Genomic DNA, 26,562 nt, shown 5'->3' with positions numbered 1-26,562 from the left:
CACCCTGCCCCGGACCGGCGCGAACCGGCCGGGCGTTGTTGAAGCGCCGATGTGGGTGAACCGCCGAAAACCGCACCGGCACGACGGCCGGTGTGCGAAATGTCCTCGGTGTCACCAGCGTACGCCCGGCCCTGCGCATCACCGCCGGTACAGCGGCGGCCGGCGCCTGGACCACCGTCCCCACCCGCACCGCTGCCCGGACGGACAACCGGACAGGTAAGGGGCCGACGGGTGAGGGGCCGACAGGTAAGGGGCCCGCTCCCGGCGCGTCCATATACTGCCCGTCATGCCGACGACCAGCCTCACCGGACGCACTGCCCTCCACACGCGCCGGGCCCGCCACCGCCACGCCATATGACGGAGACCGCCCGACCTCCGCGCCGTCGGATACTCGCCGACCTCACTCCCCTCCGCAGCTCCGTCCACTACCGGCGGCTCTGGTTCGGCAACACGATCTCCTGGGTCGGTCAGGGGATGACCGCGCTCGCGATATCCCTCCAGGTCTACGACATCACCCGCTCCACCTTCGCCGTCGGCCTCGTCGGGCTCTGCTCCCTCGTGCCGCTCCTGGCGTTCGGACTCTACGGCGGTGCGATCGCCGACACCGTGGACCGGCGCAAGCTCGGGCTCGTCTCCGCGAGCGGGTCCGCCGTGCTGTCGGCCGGGCTCGCCACCGCCGCCCTCGCAGAGTTCCACCGCGTCTGGTTCCTGTACGCCGTCGTTGCGCTCCAGGCCGTGTGCGCGGCCGTCAACTCCCCGGCCCGCAGCGCGATGATCCCCCGGCTGCTGCCGCCCGAGCAGCTGCCCGCAGCCAATGCGCTCTCCTCGATGACCATGACCTCCGGGACACTCCTCGGGCCGATGCTCGGCGGGCTCATCGTCGGATTCGCCGGCTATCAGACCGCGTATCTCATCGATGCCGTCGCCTTCTCCGCGTCCCTGTACGCGATGTGGCGACTGCCCTCGATGCGCCCGGACCGTCTCGCAGGCGCCAAGAAGGCGTCCGTCCTGGACGGGCTGCGTTTCCTCGCCACCCGGCCCAACCTCCGGATGACGTTCTTCTCCGACTTCTGCGCCATGATCCTGGCCCATCCGCGGGCGCTCTTCCCGGCCGTCGCCGTGGTCTGGTACGGCGGCGACGCACGCACCACCGGTCTGCTGGCCGCCGCGCCCGCTCTCGGGGCGCTGCTCGGCGGGGTGTTCTCCGGATGGCAGGGGCGGATCCGGCGGCACGGGCTGGCGATTCTGCTCGCCGTCGGCGCCTGGGGTACGGCGATCGCCGTCTTCGGGCTCACCCGCAACCTCTGGCTCGGACTGTTCTTCCTCGCCCTCGCCGGGTTCGCGGACACCGTCTCGATGGTCTTCCGCAACACGATGATGCAGACGGCCGCCCCGGACGAGATGCGTGGCCGGCTGCAGGGTGTCTTCATCGTCGTCGTCGCGGGTGGCCCGCGGCTCGGCGACTTCCTGGCCGGCAGCGTCGCCGATCTGACTTCGCCGGCCGCGACCGTGACGGGGGGCGGGATCGCCTGTGTGCTGGCGATCGCCCTGCTCGCGCTGCGCTGGCGCGGCTTCGCCCGGTACGACGCCCGCACCCCGACGCCCTGACCTGCGGTCAGGCCTGCTTGACCGGGACCGTCTCCATGCCCGCCGGAGTGAGCGTCATATTGATGCCGAGCACGGACTCGACCGGCTCGACGACCGGGATCTCGTGCAGCGGGTCGACGGCGGAGTACCCGGTGAACGCCGGTGCGCCGGTGCCGCGCCACATCTCCTCGGCCTTCACCTCGACGTCGGTGAGGACGAACTCGTCCAGCGGCGTGGGCCCGGCTGTGAGTGTGGGCACGTACTGGAGCACCGACAGGTCTATCTCGCGCTGGTCAGGGGCGCGGCGGGCAGTCACCCGGCGGTGGCCGACATCGTGGGGGCGACCCGCGAGCGGGTCGCCCAGCGGGTCGCCGACGGTCAGCGGCGCCTGGGCATGCCCGACTCGCCGCGCCTCGGGCTCGCGGCGCGGGCGTGGATGGCCTTCGTCGAGGAGGCGGTGACGGGGTGGCCGGTGGACGAGCCGGGTGCGCGCGAGGAGCTCGCGGCGTTCCTGGAGTCGAGCTTTGTCAGCCTGCTGGGGATGCTGGACCGTCCGTCGGCGCTGCGTTCGGGTTGACGGGGTCCGGGGCGACGATCCCGCGTACGACGCCCAGCTCCACCAGGTCCTGGGGCCGCAGCCGCAACTGGTCCGCGGTCCGGGGCACTTGCTCGGGCCCGCGCTTGAGGATCGCGGCGGCGAGCTCCGGGGCGATGACGGAGAAGTAACTGTCAGGTGTGGCCCAGGTGTTGCCGGGAGCGGCGAGCGCGAGCGCCCCGCCCGAGCCGCCCTCACCGATGAGAAGGCTGGTCAGCGGAGTACGGGCGGCGGCGATGGCCGAGAACAGCTCGGCGATCGCCGCGCCCGCACCGGCCCGCTCGGCCTCGGCGTCATTGGCCGCGCCCGGGGTGTCGATCAGCGTGAGCACGGGAATCCCTGACCGGTCGGCGAGCCGTACGACACGGGCGGCGGTCCGGTACCCGGCGGGCCGGGTCGGGGTGCCGCACTGGGCGACGTACGCGATGGGCCGCCCGTCCCGCAGCCCTACACCGCAGAGCAGCCCGTGGTCGGTGCCGCCGCAGCGGTCACCGTGGAGGGGGCGGCGGTGCGTGAAGTACTGATCGAGATACGCCTCGGCACGGGGCCGTCCGGGCGCGCGGGCCTGCTGAACGGCGTCCCATCCGGTGAGGGGGAGGGGAGACCCGCCGAGCGCGTACGGAGGTGGAGCGGGCTCGACAGGGGGCGGGTAGGCGACCGCCGGGGCGGCTTGGGGCCCAGCGGCACCGGGCGTGTCACCGGGCGTGTCACCGGGCGTGTCGCCGGGCCCGCTCTCGGGGGCGCTCGCGGCTTGGCCGGCGTGTTCGCCCTCGGCGGTGAGCCCCGCCCCGGCGCCGCTGCCCGTTCCCGGGGTGCCCGCTCCCGTCGCGGCGCCCGGGACCCCGGGCCCGCCCGCAGCGTGGCCCTCGGCCTCCGCTCCGGCGAGCCCCGCGCCCAGCGCTCCCGCCCAGTACGCAAGCACCTCCCGCAGATCCTCACCGCGCACGATCGCGTCGATCTGACCCGAGGCCAGTTGGCCCTCCGCCGTGTACGCCGCCGGATCCGCCTCCGGCGGGCGTACGCGGGAGCCGGCGAAGCCCACCTGTGCGGTCGGCAGGGCCAGGATCACGTCCGCGCCCGCGCCCAGTGTGGCCCAGCCGCCGCCCGTCGTCGGGTCGCGGAGGACCGCGATGTGCGGGACTCCCGCGTCGCGCAGCAGCACCGACGCATGAGCCACGCGCTGGAGTTGGGAGAGGGCGACCATGCCCTCCTGCATACGGCTGCCGCCGGTCGCGATCAGCGAGATCAGCGGTCGCCTCCGTTCGCGCGCCGCGCCGTACGCGGCCTCCAAGCGGTCCCCGGCGCGAATACTCAACGAGCCGCCCAGGAAGCCGAATTCGAAGGAGACCACCACACACCGGCGGCCGCCGAGCGTGGCCTCGCCGTACACGACGGACTCCTTCGAGCCCGTACGCTCCGCGGCCCTCGCGCGGGCCGCGTCGTACCCCTCCCAGGCGATCGGGCCGTCCGGCACGCAAGGCCGGCCGACCGGCTCGGCCTCCACGAAGTCGTCGCAGACCAGCGCGATCGCCTCGCGGGCCGTCACCCGCTCACCCATGGAGCGCCCGCTTCATGATCTTGCCCATGTCGTTGCGGGGCAGCGCATCGAGGAAGCGGACCTCGCGCGGGCGCTTGTGCGGCGCGAGCTGCGCGGCCACATGTGCGGACAGCTCCTCCGGCGCGGGCGGCACCAACGGGTCCGCCGGCACGATCCAGGCGACGATCCGCTCACCCAGGTCCGCGTCCGGCTCCCCGGTCACCGCCGCCTCGCGTACCCCCGGATGTTCAAGCAGCGCGTTCTCGATCTCGCCCGCGCCGATCTTGTAGCCGCCGCTCTTGATCAGGTCGGTGGCCTTGCGGCCGACGATCCGTACATAGCCGTCCGGGTCGCGGCTCGCCATGTCGCCGGTACGGAACCAGTCGCCGTCGAAGGCCGCCTCGGTCGCGTCGGGCCGGTTCAGATACTCCGTGAAGAGGTTCGGTCCGCGCACCTGGATCTCGCCGATGCCGTCGCTCTCGTCGACCAGCCGCAGCTCGACGCCGCGCAGCGGGACCCCGACCGTCCCCGGACGCGCCTCGCCGTCGGCGCGTACGGAGGTGTTCATCAGTGTCTCGGTCATCCCGTACCGCTCGATCACCCGCCGTCCCGTCGCCGCCGCGATCCGCTCGTGGTCGTGCAGAGGCAGCGCCGCTGAACCCGACACCAACAGCCGCGCACCCGCCAGCGCCTTCGCCAACCGGGGGTCCGTATCGAGCACTTCGGCCAGTCGGTGGTACATCGTCGGTACACCGAAGAGCATCGTCCCGCCGTTCGCGAGCTCGCGTGCCACGCCCTCCGCCGTGAACCTCCCCAGGTGCCGCACCTCCCCGCCGCGCCGCAGCGGGCCGAGGATGCCCAGGATCAGTCCGTGGACGTGAAAGAGCGGAAGGCCGTGCACGAGGACGTCGTCGGCGGTCCACTGCCAGGCGTCCTCCAGCGCATCCAGAGTCGTGGCGATCGCGCGGCGCGGCAGTACGGCGCCCTTGGGCGGGCCCGTCGTCCCCGAGGTGTAGACGATCAGGGCGGGCGCCTCGGGGTCCTGCTCCGCGGGCAGCGGGCCGGCAGTACCCGCGACCTCGATGTCGATCCGCTCCAACGCGCCGAGCGCCGAAGGCAGTTCGTCGTCCGGCCCGGCCAGCACCACCGACGGCGCGCTGTCCGCGACGATATGCGCCAGCTCGCGCTCACCCGTTTTCGGGTTCAGTGGCACGGCAGGCACACCGGCCAGCAGCGCAGCCACCACACCCACCGCCGTCTCCAGCGTGGGCGTGGCCCAGACGGCGACCCGCCGCGCGGCGGTGATCCGGCCGGCCAGCGAACCCGCCGCACCGGCCAGCTCGCCGTACGTCAGCGCACGTTCGCCGAAACGGAGGGCTCGCCGGTCCGTACCGGCCGCCAGCACCGGGAAGAGGTCACTCACTCGTCGTCCTCCATCTGTCGCCATCTGTCGCCATGGGTCGTTTCACGTGACTGTTCGTCCGCGCTCCCGCACCGCATCATTCTCCCCGCTACTCGGACGTAACAAGGTGAGGGGGTAGCGGTGTTGGCGCTGCGTACCGGACTCGTCAGCCCGGGGGACGACCGGTTACGGCAGGGGCAGCGCCACCTTGACCGCGTACACCGCGACGAGGCCGTATCCGATCCGGAAAGTCCAGGCGCGGGCCGTGTCCGAGATCCGCGCCCCCGCGAGGCCGCTCGCCGCCACCAGCAGCTGCTGCCACACCATCGAGGCGACGAACACCCCGCCCACGAAGACCAGCCCGGCCCCGCCGTCGCTGAGATCCGCGCCCTGAGCGGTGGTCAGGGCGGCGAAGTACAACGCGGTGGTGGGGTTGATCAGAGTGAGCGCGGCGAACCGGGTGAACGTCCGCACCGGCCCGGCGCCGCCCGTGCTCTCTCCCGGCGCGGCGGGCCCGGTGGCCCGTGAGGCGAGCAGCCCCCGCACCGCGATCACCGCCAGCACTGCGGCCGACACCAGCCTGACCCGGGCCTCCACGCCGGAGAGCGCGGAGGCGACCAGCGGGCCGAGCGCGGTCGCCACGGCTGCGTAGGCGAAGTCGACGACCGCCACTGCGGCGGCCGCGGCCACCGCACCCCGGCGGTCGCGCATACCCTCCTGGATGAGCAGCACACCCATCGCCCCCACGGGCATCGCCACCCCCAGGCCGGCTGCCGCGCCCGCCATCGCCGTCGTCCACATCTCGCTCATGCCGCACACCCTCACGCCCTGCCTGTGGTCCGCGCGGCCGAATTCCGGTCCGTACTGCGACAATCGCGGTATGGACCGACTGGACAGCGAAATCCTCGGCATCCTGCAGGAGGATGCGCGGATCTCCTACCGTGATCTGGGGGTACGGGTCGGGCTGAGCGCCAACGCCGCCGCCGACCGGGTACGTCGCATGCGCCGCGAGGGCGTGATCCGGGGCTTCACGACGCTGGTCGACCCGGCCGCCGACACCCGCGCGGGCCTGATCGTCTTCATCGATGTCACGCTCCGCCTCGACACCACCAACGAGGACTTCGAGAAGGCCGTGCTCAAGCTTCCGGGTATCACCGAAGTCGTCCATGTGACGGGCGGGCACGACTATCTCCTGCGAGCCCGAGCCGCCGATCCGCCCGCCTTGGACGGCCTGCTGCGCCGGCTCAAGCGCGAGGCGGGGGTCGCCCAGTCCAGTACCCGGATCGCACTGAGGTCCGCCCGCTAGCGCGGCAGCCCGCTGATCCGGCCGCGCTCGGGGTCGGTGACCCCGAGCGCGCCGTACAGCCGGGCGCCGGTTCCGTACCGCTCGAGCCACGGCTCGAGCCACCGAGCACCCCGGCGCTCACGTCACCGATCAGGCCACGGCTCACATCACCGCTCGAGCCACCTCTCACGCCCGCCGTCAGCCGGCTTCGCCCAGCGGATCGAGGACCGTCGGCCGGATCTTGCCCTCCATCATCGCGCCGAGGCCCAGCACGGCGCAGATGTCGGGCCGTTCGGCGATACCCACCGGCATCCCGGTCGCATCGCGCAGCATCTGGTCCAGGCCCGGCAGCAGCGCGCTGCCGCCGACCATCATGATTCCGCGGTCCGCGAGATCGGCGACCAGGTCCGGGGGGCAGTCGCGCAGCACCTTGCCGATGCCGTCGAGCACAGAGGTGAGCGGAGTGTGGATGGCGTCCCGTACGGCGGCGGTGTCGACCTTCACCGAGCGGGCGAGGCCGGTGGCCACGTCCCGGCCGTGGATCTCCGTCGACGCGGGCCCGTGGGTGTTCAGGCCGTTGCCGTGCAGGGCCAGTTGGAGGGGCCGGACCGACTGGCTGGGCAGCATCAGTTCGTGCTGGTGGCGCAGGTGCTGGATCACCGCGTGGTCGATGGCGTTACCGCCCACCGGGATCCGCTCGGCGGTCACGATCGCGCCCAGCGAGAGCACCGCGACCTGCGTGGTCGCCGCCCCGCACACCATGATCATGGTCGCGGTGGGCTCCTCCACGGGCAGCCCGCAGCCGACGGCCGCGGCGATCAGGGTGTCGACCAGCTCGACGTGGCGGGCACCGAGGCCCACCAGGGTCTCGACGGCGGCGCGCTGCGCGAGCGGGTCGCTGTCGTGCGGGGTGCAGGCGGCGGCGCGCAGCCGCGGCTTGCGGCGCAGCTGGCGGCTGAGCTTCTCCCCGAGGAGATGACGGAGCATCCGCTGGGCCATGTCGATGTCGACGACGGTGCCGCCGGAGACAGGGCGGGCGACGCGGATGTAGTCGGGCGTACGGCCCGTCATCTTTTCGGCGAGTGCGCCGACGGCGATCAGCGCTCCGGTGCGGGTGTTCACGGCGGCGACGCTCGGCTCGTCGACGACGAGCCCGGCCCCCTTCACGAACACCCGAGTCCTCGCTGCCCCCAGGTCGACGGCGACATGGCAACGGCGCAACTGTTCAAGGCTGACGGTCACAGCGGATCCTCCCGAGTGCGGTACTTGTTCGCATCGTGCGATCGCCGCGAGCGGTGCGCGCGCTGGGTGAGCCGGTCGGGGGTACGGAACTGACGCCCCGCCAGATCCGTTCGGCCGATCGGCCTCAGCCCACCGTCAGCCGCTGCAACAAGCCCCAGGTGAACTCCGCGACGCATGCCTCGCCGCCGGGCAGGGTGAACGCCAGCCGCGATCTGGTCGGCGCCGACCCCTCCATCGGCCTCGCCGGGGGGAAGGCTCTGGCCACCTCGTCCACCGTGCACGACCAGGGCCTCAGATCCTCCGCCGTACGCAGCTCGGGCGCCGCCGCCCCCGGCGCGCGTACCAGCCACTCGTTCCACACCGCTCCGTCGTCCGTGGCCAGCACCTCGAAGCGCAGATCGGGCCAGAGCGGTACGGGCCACAGCAGCGCGTCGCACTCCAGGTCGCCGATCCGCCGACGTGCGATCCGTTCCGGCGCACCGAGCACCGAGCGGTAGCGTGCGAGCGCGCCGCGCTTTCTCGGGGAGCGGACCATCGCCTGCCAGCGGCGGTTGGCCTCACGCATCTCGGCGAGCGAGGCGCCCAGTTCGCGGCGGGCGTCCTCGACGAGCCCCGGTTGGTGGTCGGCCATTCGGCGGAACAGTACGAGCTGGAAGTCGCGCGGCCCGAATGGTGCGGCAGTGGTCATGCCCGACATCCTGCCCCGTCGGCAACAGCGAGCCACAGTCGTCCCCAGCCGAGCTGCCGCGCCGCGGAAGTGGGGATTCCACACAGGATCCTCACATGGCCATCCACCTCTGGTGCCACCGCGCCGCATAATCTGCGGGCGCCATGGATTACTGCAACCAGTGTCGACGGCACCTCAACGGGGCCCTGGCCTGCGCCGGATGCGGTACGCCCGTCGAGGAGCTCAGGCGTCACCATCCCAGCATGCCCGCGGCGGAAAACCACGTCTACGAACTGGACGAGGTGTCCGAGCCCGTGGGTCATCGGCGTGCGCGCCGGCAGGCTCCACCGCGCCGCAAAGCCGCAGGCGCACGCCGAGCGCGCAAGCGGCGTGGCCGCAAGGTGCTGCTCGGTACGGTCGGCCTGGTGCTGGCGGCAGGTGCGCTGAGTCTGGCGGAGCTGGCCATCGAGGACCCGGGCGACGACGGTGCCGCCACCGCCGTGAAGGAAGACACGAGCGCCGAGACGGAGCCCGCACCGGAGCCCACGGACGCCGATGTGACCCCCGAGGGTCCGGATCCGGTGACGGAAACGGCCGCGTCCGCGTCCACTGCGGTACGTCCCACGGGAACAGGGCCCGGCACGGGTACCGGCAGCGGTGACGGCAGCGGCGGTGGCGGGAGGCCGGCCGCGAGCAGCCGGGCAGGCGGCCAGGCGTCGCCCTCGTCCTCCGCCGATCAGCCCTCCAGCAGCGCGCAGCCCTCGTCCTCCGGGCAGCCGAGCGCCTCGCCCTCGGCCGGCGAATCCACACAGCCTCCTGCGGCCGACCCGCCGCCGGAGCCGACCCCGACGCAGACCTGCAACCGCTTCCTCTGGTGGTGCCTGTAAGAGCCCTGTTCCAGCTAGCTGGCCAGGGCGCGGCGGGAGTTTACTCGCCCAGCATCCGCTTGAGCAGGTCCCGCAGGACCGTCCGCTCCTCGTCGGAGAGGTCCGCCAGCGGCTCGCGCGCGAAGTTCAGCGATTCCCGCAGTCTGCGCGCGGTGTCCCTGCCGTCCTCGGTCGGGGCGGCGAGCTTGACCCTGCGGTCGTTCGGATCGGGGCGTCGCTCCACCAGTCCACGGGCCTCGAGCCGGTCGATGATGCCCGTGACGTTCGACGGCTCGCACTTCAGCTTCTGCGCGATACGGCGCATCGGCGTCGGCTCCACGGCCAGCAGCCCCAGCACCCGGGCCTGGGCACCGGTGAGTGAGTGCGTGGCCGCGGCCTGCTCGTACTCCGTGTAGTAACGGGCCACGACGCTGCCGATGAGCTCGACGACCTCGACGGTCAGGGGATCAGTTCGTGGAGTGGCCATGGGCACCAGGATACCCAGTTACTTGACAACATGAAATATCCAGGAGCATGGTTCTTTCAGAAGATGAAGCTTTTTCTAGGAGGAACGCAGCATGTCCGCACTTCCCGCATCCGGCCGTGAATGGCACCTTGTCGCCCGCCCGCACGGCTGGCCCAAGGCGGAGGACTTCGCTCTGCGTGAGGCTCGGGTGACCGCGCCGGGCGAGGGGCAGATCCTCGTACGCAATCTGCACTTCTCGGTCGACCCGTACATGCGCGGCCGGATGAACGACGTGAAGTCCTACGTCCCGCCGTTCAAGCTCGACCAGCCGATGGACGGCGGCGCCGTCGGCGAGGTCATCGCCTCGAACGCCGAGGGCTTCGCGGTCGGCGACCATGTCCTGCACGGCCTCGGCTGGCGCGAGTACGCCACGGTGAACGCCAAGCACGCCACCAAGGTCGATGCCTCGCTCGCCCCGCTCTCCGCCTACCTCGGCGTCCTCGGTATGACGGGCCTCACCGCCTACGCCGGACTCTTCGAGGTCGCCTCCTTCAAGGAGGGCGACGCGGTCTTCGTCTCCGGCGCGGCCGGCGCCGTCGGCAGCCAGGTCGGCCAGATGGCCAAGCTCAAGGGCGCTTCCCGCGTCATCGGCTCGGCGGGCTCGGACGAGAAGGTCAAGCTCCTCGTCGAGGAGTACGGCTTCGACGCCGCCTTCAACTACAAGAACGGCCCCGTCGGCGAGCAGTTGAAGGAAGCCGCCCCCGACGGCATCGACGTCTACTTCGACAACGTCGGCGGCGACCACCTCGAGGCCGCGATCTCCTCGCTCAACGTGCACGGCCGGGCGACCATCTGCGGCATGATCGCGCAGTACAACAACACCGAGGCGACCCCCGGCCCGCGCAACATGCCGATGATCATCGGCAAGCGACTGCGCCTGCAGGGCGTCCTCGTGGGCGACCACGCCGCCCTCCAGCCGCAGTTCGTGCAGGAGGTCGCCGGCTGGATCGCCTCCGGGGAACTCAAGTACAACGAGACGGCTGTCGAGGGCATCGAGAACGGCTTCGACGCCTTCCTCGGCCTCCTCCGTGGTGAGAACACCGGCAAGATGATCGTTTCGCTCACCCGATAGGCTCATCGCCAGACCGCCGCGATCCGTGGGCGCGAGTCGCGGCGACACCTCAGGAGGAACCTTCCGCATGTCCATCCAGAACATAGACGTCCTCTACACCGCCGTTGCCACCGCGGAGAACGGCCGTGACGGCCGTGTCGCCTCCCACGACGGCAACCTCGACGTGGTCGTCAACCCGCCCAAGGAGCTGGGCGGCAGCGGCGCCGGCACCAACCCGGAGCAGCTGTTCGCGGCCGGCTACAGCGCCTGCTTCCAGGGCGCGCTCGGTGTCGTCGCCCGCCAGGAGAAGGCCGACATCTCGGGCTCCACCGTGATCGCCTCGGTCGGCATCGGCAAGAACGAGGCCGGCGGCTTCGGCCTGGAGGTCGCGATCACCGCCTCCATCCCGAACGTCGACGAGGCCACCGCCCGGGCCCTGGTGGAGAAGGCGCACCAGGTGTGCCCGTACTCCAACGCCACCCGCGGCAACATCAAGGTCGAGCTCGCCGTCGCCTGACAACGGCACAGCTGAAGACCGAGGCCCCACTCCCGCGCGGGAGTGGGGCCTCGGCCGTATCACCAGGTCACTTCGCCGCCGCTACAGCAGCAGCGCCCGGCCGATCTGCGCGAAGACACCCTTGGGATGGTCGCGGAACAGCGGCTCGGTGCCGAACAGCACGACCGGGGCGCCCGCCTTGGCCCTGCCGCTGACGATCGACGCCTTGCCGGCCGCGTCCTTCGGTCCACCCGTACCGTCTTCCAACGACCGCCAGTGGCCCGCGACGAGCGGGTTCCCGGAGCCGTACGACTGCTCGACGCGTACACCCGGGCCGAGGTCGGTGAACCAGCGCGGTGAGTACACGAAGCTGTGTGCGGGCGCGCCGCCGGTGACCGGGCTGCCGGCCGCATTGGCCACCCGGACCACGCCGTTCGCGTCCCCGTTGCCCGCCATCGGCTTGGCCGTGAGCAGCCCCGCCTCGGTGTTGAAGGCCGCGCCGTCCGCACCGAGAGCGACCACGGCGCCGCCGCCCGCGAGGAAGGCGTTCAGCGCGCCGCGGGCGGCCGGATTCAGCTTCCCGTACTGCAGACCGCTGGACACATACAGGACATCCGCCGTCGACAAGTCATAGCCCGCGTTCAGCACGGCCGTCGAGACCGACTGGGTCTCGAAGCCCATCTCGCGCAGCGCGAACAGCTCACCGGGGGTCACGGCCGCGGCCACCCTGGTCCGGTGCAGCTGGGCTTTGCCCTTCTCCTTGGTGGCCGAGAAGGCGACCCCGTGACGGTCGGCGAGTACGGCCGCCGCACGACGGGCCGAGCCGGGCACGATCGCCGAACCGTCCGCCGCGCGCCGCACCGTCACGCCCCGCGCGAGAAGCGAGTTGAGAGCGGCGAGCTCCTTCGGGTCGTCGAGCCGCAGCCGCAGATCCCCGAACGGAGCGACATATCCGGTCGGCGCCGCGGCATGGACCGTATGCCCCACCACATCCAGCCCGCCGGCGGCGACCTTGTCCACACTCGCGCCCCACAGCAGCCCCAGGCTCCAGCCCGAGATGTCGTACATCGTGGAGACGTCCGCGCTGATGTCCCGGCCCGCGGCCAGGATCACATTGGCGATGCCGCGCTTGGGCTGGCGCATGTCGACGACATACGAACCCGCCGGATAACCGCGGCCCGCCAGCCGGAACGGCAGGATCGCCCGCTCCACCCGTACGTCATTGGCGACCAGATGGTCCACCAGCCGGGCCGCCGCGGTCGCCGACCTCTGCCCGCGTCCCGCCGGAATCACATACGCCCGCGGGAAGGTCGTGGTGTATACGTCCTCGGGCCCGATGCCCGGCACCCCGGGCACGGTCTTCTCCGACACCGGCCGCTGCGCCTCGCCCGCCGCGCCCCGCCGGAACGTCTCGATCTGGTCGGCGATCACCGAAGCCCGGTGTGTACGTGTGTAGTCGAGGGTCGCGCGCATGGCCGCCCCCGCGATGTCCTTGTTGATCCCGGCCCGGCGGCGCAGCTCGGCGACCGGGAGGGTGTCGTACTCCTCGTTGTTGACCGCCATCGGGAACTCGATGGTGTGCGCGGCGATCGCGCCCTGGAAGGGCATGTACTGCGGGGTGAAAATCGGCGGCCAGTCGTCCCAGCCCTCCTTCTGGTCCCGGAAGGGGATGACGGCGGGCTCGACGCCGTCCTTCGCCGGGGTGTAGCCGAGCCCGTTGACGGCCTTCTCCATGCCCAGCGCGTTCGCATAGGCGTTCTTCAGGAAGAGGTCGTACTCGTAGTTCTCGCCGTGCGGCGGAGTCGTCGGCTCGATCAGCGTGCCGTTGACGTACCCGTGCAGATCGAGCATGACGGCCGGCTGCTTGTCGATGGCGATCTGCCGGATGGCGCGTGCCTCGGGCTGGGAGCCGGTGATGAAGTCCCGGTTGAGGTCGAAGCCGTTGGCGTTGACGCGGGTCCCGGCGATCCGGCCGTCCGGGTTGGCCGTCACATTGAGGTAGATCCGGTTCTTGGCGAGCAGCTCGGCGGTCGTGCCGCCCTTGGCCTTCGCCAGGTCCTCGATGAGCTTCAGGGCGGCGTCCGTGCCCTCCCACTCATTGCCGTGGATGTTGTTGTTGATGAAGACGGGCGTTTTGTACGAGGACTTGACCCGCTTGTCCTTGGCGGCGGCCGAGGGCGAGTTCTCGATCAGCTCCCGCATCCGCTCCTGCTCACGGGCCTGGTGGGAGCTCTCGGGCGCGGTGACGGTGACGAGATACAGCTGGTGCCCGCCGGCCGACCGCCCGGAGACCTCGACGCTCACCCGGTCGCCGAGCTTCTGCAGGGCGTTCAGCCGAGGGGCGAGCGAGTGGTACGGCGCGAGGCCCAGCTTGATCGACTTGTCGGCCGGGTTCGCGGGCGGTGTGTCGAGGACGGTTCTGCGGGGATATCCACCGCTCTTCGCGAGCTCGGGGGCCGCGGTCCCCAGCGCCCTGGCGGCGGCCGAGAGCGGAGCCTTCGCGACTGCGGTGTCGCGCCCGCCCCCTTCGCGTACGGGATGCGGGCCGTCGCGACCGGGTGCGGCGGTCGCCGCGCCGGGCGCGAGAAGCACCGCCCCGGCGAGGACGGCGGTGGCGATCAGGACGGGACGTGACAGGCCCATGCGTACGTGCCTCCGGAGTGTGGGGATCGATCGGCACAACGATCAGTACGCAGCGGTCTACCGGTTCAACTGCCGAACAACAAGGGGGGCTTGAATATGACATCCGGCTCGGCGTGCGGCCCGACCTGTGGTTCGCAGGCGCGGAAAGGGACTCATGGGAACTCGTGAGAACGCATGAGACCCCTCCGCCGTCCTCCCCGGAATGCCGGTTCCGGCCCCCGATAAGGTGGGCGTATGCGTGATTTCGGGGTGGGCTTCGGCTACTTGATCAAAGGCCAGCGCTGGGTCGGCGGGCACGGCCGGTGGTTCGGCTTCGGGCTGCTGCCCGGCCTGGTGACGCTGGTGCTGTACACGGCCGCCCTCGTCTCTCTCGCCTACGGTGCGGACGATCTGACCGCCTGGGTGACGCCGTTCGCCGACGACTGGACCTCGCCCTGGCAGGGCTTGTTCCGTGGCTTCCTCACCGCGCTGGTCTTCGTCTTCGGGTTGTTCCTCGCGGTGATCACCTTCACCGCGGTGGCGTTGCTGGTCGGCCAGCCCTTCTACGAGTCCCTGTCCGAGCAGGTCGACCGCAGCGAGGGCGGCGCCGTCCCCGAGTCCGGGCTGCCGCTCTGGCGGGAGCTGTGGATCTCCGCGCGCGATTCGCTGCGGGTTGTGGCGCGGGTGGTGCTGTACGGCGTGCTGCTCTTCGCACTCGGCTTCATCCCGGTCGTCGGCCAGACCGTCGTCCCGGCGATCGGCTTCTGCGTCTCGGGCTTCTTCCTCGCGGAGGAGCTCACGGCGGTGGCGCTCCAGCGGCGCGGCGTCGAGCTGAAGGAGCGCCTGGCGCTGCTGCGAGGCCGCCGGATGCTCACTCTCGGCTTCGGCGTGCCGCTGGCCCTGGCCTTCATCGTGCCGTTCGTGGCGGTGTTCCTGATGCCGGGCGCGGTGGCGGGCGCGACGCTGATGGTGCGTGATCTGGAGGCGCCGTCGGAGCCGTCGGAGCCGACGTTGACGGCGAACCCGGCCCCGGCGCCGTACAGCTTCAGCAAGGACTAGAAACGACCGGAAACGACCGGAACGACTGGAGGGGAAGGTCCGCGACCGCGAGCTCGAGTGCCGTGGTGCCCGCCGTGGCGAGCACCGCACCGTCCGGGCCCCAGACGGTGCTGCGGCCGCAGCAGTCGCCGGCGCCGCTGGGCCCCACGGGGTTGGCGAGGACCACATACAGGCCGTTGTCCCTGGCACGGACCGGATAGACCGCCTCGAAGGAGTCGTTCTCCGCATCGAGGGCCGAACTTGCCACATACACCTGGCAATTGTCGGCACGTGCCCGCTCGGCGAGCTCCGGGAAGCGATTGTCGTAGCAGATCGCCAGCGCGAACCGGATGCCGTCGAGCGTGAACCGGCCGTCCGCCGTGCCTGCCGTGAAGACATCGAGCTCGACCCCGTGCAGATGCCGCTTGTCGTAGCGGGTGAGCAGCTCGCCGTCCGGGCCTATGACGAGCGAGGCGATGGTGGGCCGCGCGCCGTCGGTGCGTGCCGCGCAGTTGACCACCGCGGCCGTGCGGGTCGTGCGGCAGGCGTCCCTGACGAGCTCGAGACGCGGGTCGTCCTCGGCCACCCACAGACCCGGGTCCTTGGCGATCGGCTCCAGCTCGTACCCCGTCAGAGCCAGCTCGGGGAAGACGACGAGCCGGGCGCCCTGCGCGGACGCCGCGTGGACCAGGCCGTGCATCGACTGGACATTGGCATCGATATCGCCCGGTACGGACGTGAATTGCGCTGCAGCGACGATCACGCGGTCCATCATCTCTGTCTCACCATCCGGGAGGAAGGCCGAATTCGATTGATCAGGCTTACGGCGCTGGCGAGCATCGGCGCATGACCGAACTGATCGCCGTCGCCGTCATCACCGTCCTCGCCGTCATCAGCCCGGGCGCCGACTTCGCGATGGTCGTCCGCAACAGCTATCTCTACGGCCGTACGACAGGGCTGCTGGCAGCCGCCGGTGTTGCCGCGGGCGTCCTCGTCCACGTCACGTACACGATGCTCGGCGTCGGCCTGCTGATCGCCTCGTCGACCGCGCTGTTCACCGCGATCAAGCTGGTCGGTGCGGCGTACCTCGTCTATATCGGCGTCCGCACCTTCCTCGCCCGCGCCGACCTCGCCGTCGATCCGGAGTCGAAGCCGGATCTGACCCGGCTGGGCGCGCTGCGCACAGGCTTCCTCACCAATGCGCTCAACCCGAAGACAACGCTCTTCGTGGTCTCCACATTCACCCAGGTCGTGGGCCCGGGAACGCCGGTGTGGCAGCAGGCGGGCTACGGGCTGTTCATGTCCCTCGCCCATCTCGGCTGGTTCGGTCTTGTCGCGCTGTTCTTCTCCAACTCCCGTCTGCGCACGGGCATGCTCAGGTGGCAGAAGGTCCTCAACCGTTCGATCGGTTCGGTGATGGTCGGCTTGGGCGTCACGCTCGGACTCGCCCGCTGACCGCCGCGGCCATGTCGACCGCGGCGACCGTGCCGAACTCCATCAGCGCCTCCGGGCGGAAGCGCTCGCGCCGGTCAGCTCACATTGAGCGCCGTGTCGTCGATGACGAACGACGTCTGCAGCTGTGAGCCTTCCGTGCCGGTGAACTTGAGGGTGACGGTCTGCCCGGCGTACGCGCCGAGGCTGAAACTGCGCTGGGCGTAGCCGCTCGCGGCATTGAGGTTGGAGTACGTCGCGAGAGTGGACAGCACCGTGCCGCCGCTGTTCAGGACCTGGACCTTGAGGGTGTCGTAGGCCGTGCTCGTGGTGGTCTCGGCCGTGTCGATGTGCAGATGGAAGCTGAACGTGGCGGACAGGCAGCCGGACGGGACGGTCACCGACTGGGAGAGGGTGTCGGTGTGGGCGGAGCCGTAGCCACTCAGCCAGGCCTTGTACGAGCCGGTACGGGCGGCCTCACCGCTGTCGGTGGTGATGACACCGGCGCTGGCCGACCAGGACGTACTGCCGGACTCGAAGCCGGGGTTGGCGATCAGCTGGGCGGCGGTGCAGGTGCCGCCTCCGCCACCTCCGCCACCTCCGCCGGTGCCGCCGGAGAGCCAATCGGTGGCGTTGAGGGCGAGCGCGGCGTTGGTGCCCGCGGTGTCGTTCCAGCCGTCGTAGAGGGTGTTGCCGGACTGGCCGGTGCCGTCGTCGATGGGTGAGCTGTCGCCCCAGACCGCGACCCGGCCGCTGCCGAAGCTGCTGGTGGCGAAGAAGGCGCCGGTGTTGCCGGAGTAACCGGTCCGGTAGACCAGGCCCTTGACGGCGGAGTTGTCGGCCGGCTTGAGCGTGACGGTCGTACCGCTGCGGATGATGCTGCCGGTGACCTTGCCGAAGGAGCCGTTGAGCACGGAGTTGGTGGAGTCGGTGATGGCCCTCGGGTTGTCGGTGGAGACCGACAGTGTGTCGACGGAGAAGCCGAACGGGTCGGTGCTGTCGACGCTGTTGTTGCTCATCAGGTCGTTGATGACCTCGACGGCGTCGTAGCCGTCGTTGTTGCGGTCGGCACCGGTGTGGTCGGAGACCAGGAAGAGCCCGCCGCCGTTCTGTACGAACTTCATGACCGCGGTCTTCTCGGCGGCGCTGAGCAGGACGTTCGGCTCGGGCAGTACGAAGGTGTCGAAGTTCTGCAGGTCCAGCGCGGCGCTGGTGCCGTAGGTGATGGTGTTGCCCGAAGGCAGCGTCTTCAGGGAGTAGTTGCCGGTCTTCTGCAGCGCGACACCCCAGGCGGAGAGGGCGCCGGTCCAGTCGGTCTCGGCGGAGGGGGTCGCATCCTGCGCCAGCGGGTCGGGCTGGCTGGTGCCGATGATCCAGTCGGCGTTGCCGGCGGTCTCGGCCTTGCTGTTGTCGAAGAGGACCCGGTGCGGGGTGGCGGCGGCCGCCGTGGGGGCGGTGGCTGCCTGGCCCGCGGTTCCGGCGATCAGGGCGGCGAACAGGGCCAGGGCGCTGGTGAATCCACGTCTGTAACTTCTGGGGCTTCTGGATCCGAGCATCCGGCATACCTCCATGAGGGGTGGGGGAGAGGCGGTGCGGGCGCCGATTCTGCGCGCGTAGAACAGCGACTGGCGGAAAGCTGGGCAACGCGCGCTTGAACGGTACAAGGCAGGCTTGAGCCCGGCAATGGTTCGTGCGGGACGGTGAGGCCGTCGGCGGCGGCCACCTCAACGGCGGGTGGGGAGACTGCCGTTGGCACCCCCGGCCGGTCAGCCTTACCCGCCGCGGCGCGAGGCTGCCGCCCGCGGGGCGGCTCCCGTCGGGTGAGGCGCAGCCGCGGGTGCCGCGGCGGGCGCGCCGTCTCGCGGGTGGGCGCGCAACCTGTCGCCGTCGGGGTCCGTCCGGGGCCCCGCCCCCGCCGGGGTGCGGCGTGCTGGGGTGCGGGGTTGCTGCCCGGCGGGCGCGGCGTCTTCGCGGGCGGCGCGAGGCGTGCCGCCTGCGTCGGGTCTGGGGCCTGTTTCCGCTTGTTGGTTGAGCGCGCCGGGGGGTGGGTCGGCCCCCGCCCCGCCGGGGTGCTGGGTTGCTGCCCGGCGGGGGCGGCGTCTTCGGGGTGCGGCGCGAAGCCGTCTGCGTCGGGTCTGGGGCCTTTTTCCGTCTGTTGGTTGAGCGCGCCGGGGGCAGCTCGGGGCTGCGCCGCACCTTGTCTCGGCGGGGGCGGCGTCTTCGGGGGGCGGTGCGCAGGCCCTTTGGGGCTGGGGCCCGCCCCCGCCTGTGAGTTGAGCGCGGCGCGAGGCCGCCGCCCCCCGGCGCCTTGGGTCCGGCGCCGAAGGTGGCGCCCCGGGCCCGTCAGCCCGTCGTTTCCGCCGTCACGCGGATGATCGACCGGACCTGCTCAATGATGTCCAGCCTGTTCTGCACGAACTCAGGGTCCGTGATCTCCGTCGTGTTGCCCGACCCGAACTGCAGCACCGGCGTGTGCACATGGCCGCCCGGGATGGTGAGCCCCAGCCGGTCCCGCAGCAGTGTCGCGCGGTACGCGATCTCGTTCGAGAGGTAGTTGCCGCCGCCGCCGGCGCGCGCCGTAGAGCCCGGCGTCGGGCCGTCGGGGCGTACCACCGGCGCCGTCTCGCCCGCCGGGATCTCCGTCACCGACGTATTGTCGAGCACAGGGAAGCGCCCGGTGTTCGCCGCCACGATCGCCGCGTACGGAAGCGTGGTCGTCGTCCACTGCGGCTGCGACATCGGGTCGCCGACCGGCACCGTCTCCAGGCGCGAGAGGTTCTCGTTGTCCGGGAACCCGCCCCGCCACGCGCCGTTGGTGCGCTCGATGTCGAAGCGGCCCACCCGACCCTGGCTCACCGTGGTGAACAGATCCGCCTTCGGGAGCTGTGGGCGCAGCGTCCGCTCGACCGTGCCGTCCGCGAAGTCCTGCCAGCGGACCGGGAAGACGGCCGTCTCGATCCGGGCGAACCCGTCGGCCGTACGGATCCACGTCCCGTCCAGCGCCAGCGCAGTCGCGCCGGACGGATTGCTGATGCGGATGTCGCTGTCCAGCGTGAACGGATCGAAGCCCGTCATCACAATGCGCTTGAAACCCTTGCCCGCCGGGAGTTTCATCGAGTCCTGGCCGCGCGAGGAGCGCTCCAGACCGTCCAGCAGCTTCGCCCGCTGCGCGTCCGGGAGCCCGAACTCCGGCTGCCACTGCCGCAGTTCACGCGTCATCCCGAGCCGCGCCCAGTACAGCGGCCGGTCGTCGTCGCGGCTCAGATCGCCGCGCGCGGGGCCGCGTCCCTGCGCCCGGTCCACGGCGCGGTCCCACAGCCGGGATCCCTGCCGCTCTACGGCCAGCTCGGCCTGCCGGTAGGACCTCGCACCCGCCAGCGCACCTATGAACTCCGGTGCCACGACGTTGAATCCGCTGCGCCGCAGAATCTCCTGCGGGACGGCCTGCTCGAGCCGCGCTTCCTCGACGGAGCCCGGCTGTGCGGGACCTGGCTGTGCCGGAGCCCGCTGTGCGGGAGCCTGCTGGGCGGCGGCGAGCGGTGAGCCGGCGAGGGTGAGGGCGACGACGGCGACGCCAACTACGTGCAGGCGGACGCGTATTCGGGACACGAGAATCCTTCCGTCGGGTGGCGGAAGTATCGCTTCATGGCCGCGGCCGTGGCTAGCGCGTCACTCCGGCCACACAGGCCGCAGCAGAACCGGCCGAGGCCGTCGAGACCGCCTTGCCGTCGACATCGCCCACCATCTGGCCGGCCGCCTTCGCGCCACGCTGGACGCCCAGGCGTAGCAGGCCGTACGGCGCGGGTGGCGGGCCCCCTTGACACCGCTCCCGGGGGCTGTATGGCAAACTCCCCGCCGAAGCAGTCGGGTTCGGGGGAGGCACCACAGATGTATCCAGGTCAGCAGGGCCAGCCGGGACAGTCGGGCCCGTACCAGGGACAGCCGTATCCGCCCCAGCAGGGCGGTTACCCCCAGCAGGGCGGCTACCCGCAACAGCCGCCCCAGCCCTATCCGCCGCAGCAGCAGGGCTATCCCCAGCAGCCGTATGCACCCCAACAGCCCTACCAGCCGCACCCGCAGCAGCCCCAACACCCCCAGCCGCCCCAGCAGCGGCTCGCCGATGCCCGTATGCGCATCGACCCGAACCTCAACCCGGGTCAGCGCGACCTGGTCATCCGCATCCAGAACTCCACCAAGGTCTTCGCCTTCGCCCTCGTCCCCGGCATCCTGCTCACCTTCGGCGGAATCCACTACGGCATCTCCGAGGCCCCGCTCGGCTTCGCAGCCGCCCTGGCCGGACTCGCCGCGCTCGCCGGCGCGGTGTTCATGTACCTCAAGCTGATCGGCCTTCGGGGTGAACTGCGCCGGATCATGCCGGACGCCTGGCGTTCCCCGGTCGCCCACCTCGCGAGCGTCCGCAAGGCGGCGACCCTGGCCGCGTGGATCAACGGCCTGCTCGTACTGCTCTCTCTCGGCGGCGCCGGAACGCTGCTGGTCGCGGGCGCCGGCTGGGGCGCGTACGGCAACTCCTTCGGTTTCGCGGGCCTGATGCTCGCCACCGCACTGCCGCTCGGCCTCGGTCTCGCCACCGCGAGCACCATCCCGCAGCTGCTGCGCTGCGTCCCCGCGGGCGCCAAGGTGGGCCGGTCGCTGTACTCGATCATCATGGTGCTCTGCGCGATCGGCGCGTTCCGCGCGGGCACGGGGGGCGCGTTCGTCCCGGCGGCCGTGGCCGGCGCGATCGCGCTGGTCTGCTTCGGAGCTGTGACCCTGCTGAGTCGCTGCGCCAAACGGATGGCAGGCGAGGCGCTCTAGGGCTGCGGCTCCGGCCCCCGGTTCAGGCCCGCGGCGGCTGCGCGGCGGTCACATTGCGGTACGCGATCTCCGCGAGCCGCTCCTGTCCGTTCCTGCTGGGGTGGAACCAGTCCCAGCGGCTCAACTGCTCGCCGCTGAACCGGTACTCGAAGACCGCTCCGCCGTCGTAGCGGCAGCGCAGATCCTTGGCGCAGACGTCCCGCAGCACCCCGTTGTACGCCACGACCCGCTCATGCACCATCGTCCGCCGCTGCTGGGCCTTCGGGCTCACATCGTCCGAGTTGCCGAGCATCGAGGCGCAGATTCCCAGCTTCCAGATCTGCCGGCCCAGCGGATTGCCGCGCCCGGTCGACCACAGCTGCATCAGGTCCGGCACGCTCGACACGTACACCTGCGCCTTCGGAGCCGTACGCCGTAGCTGTCCCATCGACGCCTTGAACGACGCCCGGAACCCGTCCACCGACGTCATCTTCTCCGCCGAGTCCCGGCAGGCGTCATTGGCGCCGACCATCACCGTCACCAATTCGGGCTTCTTCGCCGCCGCCAGCGCCATCTGTTCGGGCAGGTCACCGACATCGGCCCCGGAGCGCGCGTAGTTCCAGCTGCGCTCCGCGACGGCTGTCGGCTCGCCGATCAGCCGAAGCGCCAGACTGCGCACCTTGGTGTCCGTGCCGGTCGCCCAGGACACCTCCGGGCAGTCCGAGAAGACCACACAGGCGTCGAAACCACGGGTGATGGAGTCACCGACGGCGGCGATCGAATCGGGGCTGCGGTCCCAGACCGGGGTAGGGCGGGGGGACGGCCGCCGTTTGGAGGGCGCGCCGTTTCCTCTGGCATCCGACGAGGAGTCACATCCGGCCAGCGCGCCGGTCGCGAGGAGTAAAGCTGCCGTCAGGACTGCCGCGGCGCCGCGCGAGCGGCGTGTCCGGCTGGTCTCCCGCATCCCCGGTTTCCCTCCGTATCACCGGCCCATGGCGTCTTGTCGAGTGAAAGCTTGGTGCGTACGGGCCCCTGGACCGACACTACGTCACCCCTCGGCCGCCTACTCACGGTAGCTTTTCCCCCGTCGACCCAGAGGCATCGTGCCCGTCGGCTCCGGTAAATTACATCACGTCACATACTGTCCCTTTTGTGGAGTTTGAGTCTCGATGCTGTTTACTGAGGCCGCTGGGAAGGCGATCCTCGTCCCACACTGGAGGTCCCGGTGACGACACGCGGCGTTCTGTACGTTCATTCCGCACCGCGCGCGCTGTGCCCGCACGTCGAATGGGCGGTCGCGGGTGTTCTTGGCGTGCGGGTTCAGCTCGACTGGATCCGGCAGCCGGCGTCGCCCGGTACCTGGAGATCCGAGTTCTCCTGGCGTGCCGAGGTGGGCACGGCCTCCAAACTCGCCTCCGCGCTGCGCGGCTGGCATCTGGTGCGCTTCGAAGTGACCGCGGAGCCCTGCCCCACGGCGGAGGGCGAGCGCTACAGCGCCACGCCCGACCTCGGCATCTTTCACGCCGTCACCGGGATCCACGGTGACATCCTGATCCCCGAGGACCGGCTGCGCGCCGCGCTGGCCCGTTCGGCGCAGGGTGAGACGGATCTCGAGGCGGAGATCGCCAAGCTGCTCGGCAAGCCGTGGGACGACGAGCTGGAGCCGTTCCGGTACGCGGGCGAGGGCGCGCCGGTCCGCTGGCTGCACCAGGTCGTCTGACGGACGTACGGGAAAGGGCCCCCACCACGCGGTGGGGGCCCTTTCCCGTACGTACGAAAGGTTACGTACGAAAAGTGCGGGGACTCAGACGGTCCGGAAGGCGAGGACCACGTTGTGGCCCCCGAAGCCGAACGAGTTGTTGATCGCGGCGATGGTGCCCTCGGGGAGCTTGCGGGGCTCGCCGCGCACGATGTCCGCGTCCACGGCCTCGTCGAGATCGTCGATGTTGATGGTCGGCGGAGCCGTGCGGTGGTACAGCGCGAGGACCGTGGCGACGGTCTCGATGCCGCCCGCGCCGCCCAGCAGATGGCCGGTCATCGACTTCGTGGCGGAGACCGCGACATGGTCGAGCTCGTCGCCCAGGACCTTGCGCAGGGCCTTGATCTCGGCGATGTCGCCCTGCGGCGTCGACGTGGCGTGCGCGTTGAGGTGCACGACCTCGGACGGCTTGAGGTCGGTCGCGTCCAGCAGGTTCTGCATCGCCGTGGCGATACCGCGGCCGGTCGGCTCGGGCTGGGCGATGTGGTGGCTGTCCGCGGACAGGCCCTGGCCCAGCACCTCGCAGTAGACCTTCGCGCCACGCTTGGCGGCGTGCTCGGCCGACTCCAGGATGACGACACCCGCGCCCTCGCCGAGGACAAAGCCGTCACGGCCCTTGTCGTACGGGCGAGAAGCCTTCTCGGGCTCGTCGTTGTTCTTGGACATCGCCATCATGTTGGCGAACGCCGCGATGGGCAGCGGGTGGATCGCCGCCTCCGTGCCGCCGGCGACGACCACGTCGGCGCGGCCGGTACGGATCATCTCGACGGCGTAGCCGATCGCCTCGGCGCCCGACGCACACGCGGACACCGGGGTGTGCACGCCCGCCTGGGCGTTCACCTCCAGGCCGACGTTGGCGGAGGGGCCGTTCGGCATGAGCATGGGGACGGTGTGCGGGGAGACGCGGCGTACGCCCTTCTCCTTGAGCACGTCGTACTGGTCGAGCAGAGTCGTTACGCCTCCGATGCCGGAGGCGATGACCGTACCCAGCCGCTCGGGCTGGACCTTGTCGTCCTCACCGGCCGGAGCGGTGTAGCCGGCGTCGGCCCAGGCTTCGCGGGCCGCGATCAGCGCGAACTGCGCCGAGCGGTCCAGCTTGCGGGCCAGCGGGCGCGGCAGAACCTCGCCCGGGTCGACCGCGGCGAGCGCGGCGATACGGACCGGGAGGTCGGCGAAGCGTTCGCCCTCGAGGGCTTTGATACCGGAACGCCCGGCAAGCAGACCTTCCCAGGTCGATGCGCTGTCGCCACCCAACGGTGTGGTTGCGCCGATACCGGTGACGACCACGGTGCGATTGGTCGAGCTCACAGGAATTCTTTCTCCACGTGTAGAGGGTGCTGAATTGTCACGGCGCCACCGCCGGGTGGCGACAAACGCGGTTCAGGCTCAGGCCTGGTGCTTGGCGATGTAGTCCGCGGCGTCGCCGACGGTCTTCAGGTTCTTGACGTCGTCGTCCGGGATCTTGACGTCGAAGCGCTCTTCGGCGGCGACGACGACCTCGACCATGGACAGCGAGTCGACGTCCAGGTCGTCGGTGAAGGACTTGTCCAGCTGGACGTCCTCGACCGGGATACCGGCGATCTCGTTCACGATCTCCGCGAGACCGGTGACGATCTCTTCCTGAGTGGCGGCCATGTGGCGCTCCTTCGGTTTGTTTCAGAGGGTGTGGCGTCCGGAAGATCCGGTGTGCCTAGGGGAGGGTAACGACCGTCGCGGCGTAGACGAGACCCGCCCCGAAGCCGATGACGAGCGCGGTGTCACCGCTCTTCGCCGCCCCGGTCGCCAGAAGCCGCTCCATGGCGAGCGGAATCGAGGCGGCCGAGGTGTTGCCGGTGGTCTCCACGTCACGGGCGACCGTGACGTGCTCCGGCAGCTTCAGAGTCTTCACCATCGAGTCGATGATCCGCATATTGGCCTGGTGCGGAATGAAGACGTCCAGGTCGTCGGCGCTGATCCCGGCCGCGTCCAGGGCCTGTTGCGCGACCTTTGCCATCTCGAAGACGGCCCAGCGGAAGACCGCCTGACCCTCCTGCGTGATGGCGGGGAACTTCTCGACGGTGCCGTTGCGGTAGTCGTCCCACGGCACGGTCTGCTTGATGGTCTCGGACTTGTCGCCCTCGGAGCCCCAGACGGTCGGGCCGATCTTCGGCTCCTTGGACGGGCCGACGACGACCGCGCCCGCACCGTCGCCGAACAGGAAGGCCGTCGCGCGGTCCTCCAGGTCGGTGAGGTCGCTGAGCCGCTCGACGCCGATGACAAGTACATACTCTGCCGAGCCCTCGACGACCATGCCCTTGGCGAGGGTCAGGCCGTAGCCGAAACCCGCACAGCCCGCGGAGATGTCGAACGCGGCCGGCTTGATCGCGCCGATCTTGTCCGCGATCTCGGTGGCGACGGCCGGGGTCTGCTTGAAGTGCGAGACGGTGGAGACGATCACGCCGCCGATCTGCTGCGGGGTGATTCCGGCGTCGGCGATCGCCTTGCCGGAGGCCTCGACGGACATCGCGGCCACGGTCTCCTCGGGGGAGGCCCAGTGGCGGGTGGCGATGCCCGAGCGCGAGCGGATCCACTCGTCGGAGGAGTCGATCGTCTCGAGGATCACCTCGTTGGGCACGACCCGGGTCGGACGGTAGCCGCCGACACCCATGATGCGTGCGTACGGGGCGCCCTTGCTGGGCTTGATCTTCGACATGCTCTACGGCTCCTTGTCAGGCAGAGTGCTCGGTGAGCAGCGTGCGGGCCGCGTCGAGGTCGTCGGGGGTCTTCAGCGCGAGTGTCTGCACACCCGGCAGCGCGCGCTTGGCGAGGCCCGTGAGCGTGCCGCCGGGGCAGACCTCGATCAGGGCCGTGACGCCCCGCTCCTTGAAGGTCTCCATGCACAGGTCCCAGCGGACCGGGTTGGCGACCTGGCCGACCAGCCGGGCGATGACGTCGTCGCCGCCGGCAACCGTCTGCCCGTCCTTGTTCGAGACGTACGGAACGGCAGGGTCGGCGACCGTGAGGCGGGCCGCGGCCTCCTGGAGGGTCGCGACCGCGGGAGCCATGTGGTGCGTGTGGAACGCTCCGGCCACCTTCAGCGCGATGACGCGGGCCTTCTCCGGCTTGTCCTCGGCCAGCGCGGCGAGCTGCTCGGCGGTGCCGGCGGCGACGATCTGGCCGGCGCCGTTCACATTCGCCGGGGTCAGGCCGAGCTTCTCGAGGTGAGCGACGACCTGCTCGGGGTCGCCGCCGAGGACGGCCGACATGCCGGTCTCGGTGACCGCGGCGGCCTCCGCCATCGCCAGGCCTCGCGTGCGGACGAAACCGAGCGCGGCGGCGTCGTCGAGGACACCGGCGAACACGGCGGCGGTGATCTCACCGACGCTGTGACCCGCGACGGCACCGGGCGACATCTCACCCAGCGCGGCGGCCGACAGCAGCCCGGCGGCGACGAGGAGCGGCTGTGCCACGGCGGTGTCGCGGATTTCGTCCGCGTCGGCCTTCGTGCCGTAGTGGGCAAGGTCGAGCCCGATGGCGTCGGACCAGGCCGCGATGCGGTCGGCAGCGCCGGGGAGGTCGAGCCAGGGAGTCAGGAAGCCGGGCGTCTGAGCGCCTTGGCCGGGAGCGACGAGTACGAGCACCCTCACACTCTCTCTTGTGGACGGCCCCAACCGCCCGTGGGGAC

General features: G+C 70.9%; 26 protein-coding genes. 10 read left to right on the top strand and 16 right to left on the bottom strand.

What is annotated here, in order from left to right; all coding sequences use genetic code 11:
* Window positions 1–354: 354 nt before the first annotated feature.
* Window positions 355–1,608, top strand: coding sequence for an MFS transporter (locus AB0D12_RS02480; protein WP_362676233.1), 1,254 nt, complete (start codon window positions 355–357; stop codon window positions 1,606–1,608).
* Between the two features lie 7 nt (window positions 1,609–1,615).
* On the opposite strand, the gene AB0D12_RS02475 is transcribed toward AB0D12_RS02480, so the two are convergent.
* A complete protein-coding gene (locus AB0D12_RS02475; protein ID WP_362676231.1) occupies window positions 1,616–1,903 on the bottom strand; it encodes a hypothetical protein in 288 nt (95 codons plus the stop codon).
* 6 nt (window positions 1,904–1,909) lie between these two features.
* On the opposite strand from AB0D12_RS02475, the gene AB0D12_RS02470 reads away from it, so the two are divergent.
* Complete coding sequence (locus AB0D12_RS02470; protein WP_362676229.1) at window positions 1,910–2,164, top strand: hypothetical protein; 255 nt, start codon at window positions 1,910–1,912, stop codon at window positions 2,162–2,164.
* Here the strand turns inward: AB0D12_RS02470 and AB0D12_RS02465 are convergent.
* From AB0D12_RS02465 to AB0D12_RS02455, 3 genes are all read right to left on the bottom strand, one after another.
* Entirely contained in the window at window positions 2,115–3,740 is a 1,626-nt protein-coding gene (locus AB0D12_RS02465; protein WP_362676227.1) for a carboxyl transferase domain-containing protein, read from the bottom strand. The two genes, AB0D12_RS02470 and AB0D12_RS02465, sit on opposite strands and share 50 nt — an antisense overlap.
* Window positions 3,733–5,142, bottom strand: coding sequence for an acyl-CoA synthetase (locus tag AB0D12_RS02460; protein ID WP_362676225.1), 1,410 nt, complete (start codon window positions 5,140–5,142; stop codon window positions 3,733–3,735). Before AB0D12_RS02460 ends, AB0D12_RS02465 begins: the two co-directional genes overlap by 8 nt.
* 165 nt (window positions 5,143–5,307) lie before the next feature.
* Window positions 5,308–5,931 (bottom strand): LysE family transporter, encoded by a 624-nt coding sequence (locus AB0D12_RS02455; RefSeq protein ID WP_362676223.1) that lies wholly within the window; start codon window positions 5,929–5,931, stop codon window positions 5,308–5,310.
* A gap of 70 nt (window positions 5,932–6,001) precedes the next feature.
* Here AB0D12_RS02455 and AB0D12_RS02450 point away from each other — a divergent pair, with 70 nt between their 5' ends.
* Window positions 6,002–6,427, top strand: a complete 426-nt coding sequence (locus tag AB0D12_RS02450; protein WP_362676221.1) for an Lrp/AsnC family transcriptional regulator — start codon at window positions 6,002–6,004, stop codon at window positions 6,425–6,427.
* Window positions 6,428–6,604: 177 nt separating this feature from the next.
* Here the strand turns inward: AB0D12_RS02450 and AB0D12_RS02445 are convergent, their stop codons facing one another.
* On the bottom strand, window positions 6,605–7,648 hold the full coding sequence (locus tag AB0D12_RS02445) for a rod shape-determining protein (RefSeq protein WP_362676219.1): 1,044 nt from the start codon (window positions 7,646–7,648) through the stop codon (window positions 6,605–6,607).
* A gap of 124 nt (window positions 7,649–7,772) precedes the next feature.
* Window positions 7,773–8,345 (bottom strand): hypothetical protein, encoded by a 573-nt coding sequence (locus AB0D12_RS02440; RefSeq protein ID WP_362676217.1) that lies wholly within the window; start codon window positions 8,343–8,345, stop codon window positions 7,773–7,775.
* A 233-nt stretch (window positions 8,346–8,578) separates the two neighbouring features.
* Here AB0D12_RS02440 and AB0D12_RS02435 point away from each other — a divergent pair, with 233 nt between their 5' ends.
* Entirely contained in the window at window positions 8,579–9,202 is a 624-nt protein-coding gene (locus AB0D12_RS02435) for a hypothetical protein (protein WP_362676215.1), read from the top strand.
* 40 nt (window positions 9,203–9,242) lie between these two features.
* Here the strand turns inward: AB0D12_RS02435 and AB0D12_RS02430 are convergent, their stop codons facing one another.
* Window positions 9,243–9,668, bottom strand: coding sequence for a MarR family transcriptional regulator (locus AB0D12_RS02430; protein ID WP_362676213.1), 426 nt, complete (start codon window positions 9,666–9,668; stop codon window positions 9,243–9,245).
* Between the two features lie 91 nt (window positions 9,669–9,759).
* Here AB0D12_RS02430 and AB0D12_RS02425 point away from each other — a divergent pair, with 91 nt between their 5' ends.
* A complete protein-coding gene (locus AB0D12_RS02425) occupies window positions 9,760–10,779 on the top strand; it encodes an NADP-dependent oxidoreductase (RefSeq protein ID WP_362676211.1) in 1,020 nt (339 codons plus the stop codon).
* 67 nt (window positions 10,780–10,846) lie between these two features.
* Complete coding sequence (locus tag AB0D12_RS02420) at window positions 10,847–11,275, top strand: organic hydroperoxide resistance protein (RefSeq protein ID WP_362676209.1); 429 nt, start codon at window positions 10,847–10,849, stop codon at window positions 11,273–11,275.
* 81 nt (window positions 11,276–11,356) lie between these two features.
* Here AB0D12_RS02420 and AB0D12_RS02415 read toward each other — a convergent pair whose 3' ends face one another.
* Window positions 11,357–13,897, bottom strand: a complete 2,541-nt coding sequence (locus tag AB0D12_RS02415; protein WP_362676207.1) for a M14 family zinc carboxypeptidase — start codon at window positions 13,895–13,897, stop codon at window positions 11,357–11,359.
* 234 nt (window positions 13,898–14,131) lie between these two features.
* On the opposite strand from AB0D12_RS02415, the gene AB0D12_RS02410 reads away from it, so the two are divergent.
* A complete protein-coding gene (locus AB0D12_RS02410) occupies window positions 14,132–14,935 on the top strand; it encodes an EI24 domain-containing protein (protein ID WP_362676205.1) in 804 nt (267 codons plus the stop codon).
* Here the strand turns inward: AB0D12_RS02410 and AB0D12_RS02405 are convergent.
* Complete coding sequence (locus AB0D12_RS02405) at window positions 14,922–15,686, bottom strand: carbon-nitrogen hydrolase family protein (protein ID WP_362676383.1); 765 nt, start codon at window positions 15,684–15,686, stop codon at window positions 14,922–14,924. The two genes, AB0D12_RS02410 and AB0D12_RS02405, sit on opposite strands and share 14 nt — an antisense overlap.
* Before the next feature lie 74 nt (window positions 15,687–15,760).
* Here AB0D12_RS02405 and AB0D12_RS02400 point away from each other — a divergent pair, with 74 nt between their 5' ends.
* Window positions 15,761–16,369 (top strand): LysE family transporter, encoded by a 609-nt coding sequence (locus AB0D12_RS02400; protein ID WP_362676203.1) that lies wholly within the window; start codon window positions 15,761–15,763, stop codon window positions 16,367–16,369.
* Between the two features lie 74 nt (window positions 16,370–16,443).
* On the opposite strand, the gene AB0D12_RS02395 is transcribed toward AB0D12_RS02400, so the two are convergent.
* Window positions 16,444–17,901, bottom strand: a complete 1,458-nt coding sequence (locus AB0D12_RS02395; protein ID WP_362676201.1) for a hydrolase — start codon at window positions 17,899–17,901, stop codon at window positions 16,444–16,446.
* 787 nt (window positions 17,902–18,688) lie between these two features.
* Entirely contained in the window at window positions 18,689–19,954 is a 1,266-nt protein-coding gene (locus AB0D12_RS02390; protein WP_362676199.1) for a pyroglutamyl peptidase, read from the bottom strand.
* Between the two features lie 279 nt (window positions 19,955–20,233).
* Here AB0D12_RS02390 and AB0D12_RS02385 point away from each other — a divergent pair, with 279 nt between their 5' ends.
* Window positions 20,234–21,160, top strand: coding sequence for a hypothetical protein (locus tag AB0D12_RS02385; RefSeq protein WP_362676197.1), 927 nt, complete (start codon window positions 20,234–20,236; stop codon window positions 21,158–21,160).
* Window positions 21,161–21,182: 22 nt separating this feature from the next.
* Here AB0D12_RS02385 and AB0D12_RS02380 read toward each other — a convergent pair whose 3' ends face one another.
* Window positions 21,183–22,103: an SGNH/GDSL hydrolase family protein gene (locus AB0D12_RS02380; RefSeq protein ID WP_362676195.1), complete on the bottom strand. Its 921-nt coding sequence runs from the start codon at window positions 22,101–22,103 to the stop codon at window positions 21,183–21,185.
* 261 nt (window positions 22,104–22,364) lie between these two features.
* On the opposite strand from AB0D12_RS02380, the gene AB0D12_RS02375 reads away from it, so the two are divergent.
* Window positions 22,365–22,859 carry a DUF3145 domain-containing protein gene (locus AB0D12_RS02375; RefSeq protein ID WP_327323367.1) on the top strand — a complete coding sequence of 165 codons (495 nt, stop codon included), beginning with the start codon at window positions 22,365–22,367 and terminating at the stop codon, window positions 22,857–22,859.
* A gap of 84 nt (window positions 22,860–22,943) precedes the next feature.
* On the opposite strand, the gene fabF is transcribed toward AB0D12_RS02375, so the two are convergent.
* The 4 genes from fabF to AB0D12_RS02355 all read right to left on the bottom strand — a co-directional run bounded on the left by fabF (window position 22,944) and on the right by AB0D12_RS02355 (window position 26,518).
* Window positions 22,944–24,206: a beta-ketoacyl-ACP synthase II gene (gene fabF, locus AB0D12_RS02370; protein ID WP_327323366.1), complete on the bottom strand. Its 1,263-nt coding sequence runs from the start codon at window positions 24,204–24,206 to the stop codon at window positions 22,944–22,946.
* A gap of 78 nt (window positions 24,207–24,284) precedes the next feature.
* Window positions 24,285–24,533, bottom strand: coding sequence for an acyl carrier protein (locus AB0D12_RS02365; RefSeq protein WP_078077492.1), 249 nt, complete (start codon window positions 24,531–24,533; stop codon window positions 24,285–24,287).
* Window positions 24,534–24,588: 55 nt separating this feature from the next.
* Complete coding sequence (locus tag AB0D12_RS02360) at window positions 24,589–25,590, bottom strand: ketoacyl-ACP synthase III (protein WP_362676192.1); 1,002 nt, start codon at window positions 25,588–25,590, stop codon at window positions 24,589–24,591.
* A 16-nt stretch (window positions 25,591–25,606) separates the two neighbouring features.
* Window positions 25,607–26,518 (bottom strand): ACP S-malonyltransferase, encoded by a 912-nt coding sequence (locus AB0D12_RS02355; RefSeq protein WP_362676190.1) that lies wholly within the window; start codon window positions 26,516–26,518, stop codon window positions 25,607–25,609.
* Window positions 26,519–26,562: the final 44 nt, after the last annotated feature.

It is taken from the genome of Streptomyces sp. NPDC048479 (assembly GCF_040651435.1).
Taxonomy (GTDB): domain Bacteria; phylum Actinomycetota; class Actinomycetes; order Streptomycetales; family Streptomycetaceae; genus Streptomyces.
The sequence above is the reverse complement of the archived record's forward strand: the minus strand, read 5'-3'. Positions and strand labels throughout refer to the sequence as shown.

Excerpts from the sequence above, each read along its gene's own strand:
- AB0D12_RS02455 (WP_362676223.1), bottom strand. The coding sequence starts at position 5,931 with ATGAGCGAGATGTGGACGACGGCGATGGCGGGCGCGGCAGCCGGCCTG.
- AB0D12_RS02465 (WP_362676227.1), bottom strand. The coding sequence starts at position 3,740 with ATGGGTGAGCGGGTGACGGCCCGCGAGGCGATCGCGCTGGTCTGCGAC.
- AB0D12_RS02405 (WP_362676383.1), bottom strand. The coding sequence starts at position 15,686 with ATGGACCGCGTGATCGTCGCTGCAGCGCAATTCACGTCCGTACCGGGC.
- AB0D12_RS02420 (WP_362676209.1), top strand. The coding sequence starts at position 10,847 with ATGTCCATCCAGAACATAGACGTCCTCTACACCGCCGTTGCCACCGCG.
- AB0D12_RS02380 (WP_362676195.1), bottom strand. The coding sequence starts at position 22,103 with ATGCGGGAGACCAGCCGGACACGCCGCTCGCGCGGCGCCGCGGCAGTC.
- AB0D12_RS02365 (WP_078077492.1), bottom strand. The coding sequence starts at position 24,533 with ATGGCCGCCACTCAGGAAGAGATCGTCACCGGTCTCGCGGAGATCGTG.
- AB0D12_RS02395 (WP_362676201.1), bottom strand. The coding sequence starts at position 17,901 with ATGCTCGGATCCAGAAGCCCCAGAAGTTACAGACGTGGATTCACCAGC.
- AB0D12_RS02400 (WP_362676203.1), top strand. The coding sequence starts at position 15,761 with ATGACCGAACTGATCGCCGTCGCCGTCATCACCGTCCTCGCCGTCATC.
- AB0D12_RS02430 (WP_362676213.1), bottom strand. The coding sequence starts at position 9,668 with ATGGCCACTCCACGAACTGATCCCCTGACCGTCGAGGTCGTCGAGCTC.
- AB0D12_RS02385 (WP_362676197.1), top strand. The coding sequence starts at position 20,234 with ATGTATCCAGGTCAGCAGGGCCAGCCGGGACAGTCGGGCCCGTACCAG.
- AB0D12_RS02410 (WP_362676205.1), top strand. The coding sequence starts at position 14,132 with ATGCGTGATTTCGGGGTGGGCTTCGGCTACTTGATCAAAGGCCAGCGC.
- AB0D12_RS02435 (WP_362676215.1), top strand. The coding sequence starts at position 8,579 with ATGCCCGCGGCGGAAAACCACGTCTACGAACTGGACGAGGTGTCCGAG.
- AB0D12_RS02480 (WP_362676233.1), top strand. The coding sequence starts at position 355 with ATGACGGAGACCGCCCGACCTCCGCGCCGTCGGATACTCGCCGACCTC.
- AB0D12_RS02440 (WP_362676217.1), bottom strand. The coding sequence starts at position 8,345 with ATGTCGGGCATGACCACTGCCGCACCATTCGGGCCGCGCGACTTCCAG.
- AB0D12_RS02415 (WP_362676207.1), bottom strand. The coding sequence starts at position 13,897 with ATGGGCCTGTCACGTCCCGTCCTGATCGCCACCGCCGTCCTCGCCGGG.
- AB0D12_RS02425 (WP_362676211.1), top strand. The coding sequence starts at position 9,760 with ATGTCCGCACTTCCCGCATCCGGCCGTGAATGGCACCTTGTCGCCCGC.
- AB0D12_RS02360 (WP_362676192.1), bottom strand. The coding sequence starts at position 25,590 with ATGTCGAAGATCAAGCCCAGCAAGGGCGCCCCGTACGCACGCATCATG.
- AB0D12_RS02450 (WP_362676221.1), top strand. The coding sequence starts at position 6,002 with ATGGACCGACTGGACAGCGAAATCCTCGGCATCCTGCAGGAGGATGCG.